Genomic DNA, 1,610 nt, shown 5'->3' on the forward strand with positions numbered 1-1,610 from the left:
GACAGCCTGACGCAGCAGGGCCGGCAGCTCAGCCATGTACGGGAATTCACTGCCGCAGTTGATGAAGAACTGCAGTGCGCCCGTATCCTGACAGCTCGGGCGGTTGAGCTTCATCGCGAGCTCCTGATTGCGTTCCATCGTCTCATAAATGGCCTTAGCGAGGGGCTCTTCTTCCTGCTTTGCGAGCTCTGCAATCTTCTCGCGCACATCATCCGGCAGACGTTTGCCCGTGAAAGCGACGAATTTCACCATGACATCCGTCATGCGGCTTACGGCTTCTTCCTTGCGCATTGTGATCTCTCCCATCTTATACACTATACACATTTTCCTATACATTTTCAAAATCAATAAGCCGTTGAACAGTTTTTGTGATTTTCATCACAACCTTTTGCTGTTCTTCTCTTCTTGATTTTTATTATAACCGTTGTCAGACTATAAGTCGAATACCAATATATCTATGTATAATATAGTGTTTTCCTTATATAAAATCAGCCCCGCAGCCACTGGAAGAGCAGCCAGGCTGCCACACCGACGCCGACGGCGATGAGCAGGAAAGGCAGGGCCACAAAGAAGAAAAAGCCCAGCACCGCAGCACCGCCGACTATCAGCGCTGCCTTGGTCAGCCAGCTCATGCCATGCTGGGACTGCGATGGAAAGGTATGGATATGGATTCTGCTGCCTGTGCCAAATGGATTCTGCTGCTGATACGACGTCTCTTCTGCCCGCTCTTCTTTGCCACTGTCTGGATTTTCCTCAATCGTCACGCCGCGGTAATTTTCTGTCTCATCCTGCGACATCACGCGGACTCTTGGTTCTTCCTCCCGGCGTTCCTCGCGTTCATTTTCATTCATGCGCTGCACCTCTTTCATTTATCTCATTTCTTTTTATTTCATATCTTTTCTTCCATTATATCGCCGCCGCAGAGGAAACTGCAAGTGATACGGTCACCCCAGCGAGTCTGCAGAAAAAAATCCCACCGAAGCCAAAAGCTTCAGCGGGATTTTGAAAGCAGACAAATGAACCGTCTGACTGTATTTATTAACCTTTGCGTGCGTTCTTGGCGTTGCGGCCGCGGACCGTGCGGTCGAGGATGGCCTTGCGCAGGCGGATGTGCTCCGGCGTGACTTCGACGAGCTCATCGCTGTTGATGTACTCGATGGCCTGCTCGAGCGACAGAATGCGCGGCGGCGTCAGGCGGATAGCCTCATCCGAAGAGGACGTACGCATGTTGGAAACGTTCTTCTTCTTGCACGGGTTGATATCGATATCGTTCTCGCGGGAGTTCTCGCCGACGATCATGCCTTCGTAGACCTGCTCGTTCGGTCCGATGAACATCGTGCCGCGGTCCTGCAGCGTGTAGATGCCGTAGCCCGTCGTCTCGCCCTGCTCGAACGCAACGAGGGAACCGCGCGTACGGCCCGGGATATCGCCCTTGTACGGTGCATAGCCATGGAAGACATGGTTCATGATGCCGTTGCCCTTCGTGCTCGTCAAAAGCTCCGAGCGGAAACCGATGAGGCCGCGCGCCGGAATCGTGAACTCGAGGCGCATGTAACCAGCCGTCTCCGTCATGTTCGTGAGCTCAGCCTTGCGCGTGCCGAGGCCTTCCA

At 53.4% G+C, this 1,610-nt stretch carries 2 protein-coding genes and 1 pseudogene; all 3 read right to left on the reverse strand.

The window, feature by feature from the left end; all coding sequences use genetic code 11:
• Nucleotides 1-291: fumarate hydratase (locus ACI4OH_RS06850; RefSeq protein ID WP_439784456.1), on the reverse strand; the 291-nt coding region annotated here is incomplete at its 3' end.
• A 197-nt stretch (nucleotides 292-488) separates the two neighbouring features.
• Nucleotides 489-851: a hypothetical protein gene (locus ACI4OH_RS06855; RefSeq protein ID WP_432648393.1), complete on the reverse strand. Its 363-nt coding sequence runs from the start codon at nucleotides 849-851 to the stop codon at nucleotides 489-491.
• A 187-nt stretch (nucleotides 852-1,038) separates the two neighbouring features.
• Nucleotides 1,039-1,610 (reverse strand): annotated as a pseudogene (locus ACI4OH_RS06860) (translational GTPase TypA); the annotation flags it as partial.

The organism is Mitsuokella apri, from assembly GCF_051886055.1.
Classification (GTDB): Bacteria; Bacillota; Negativicutes; order Selenomonadales; family Selenomonadaceae; genus Mitsuokella.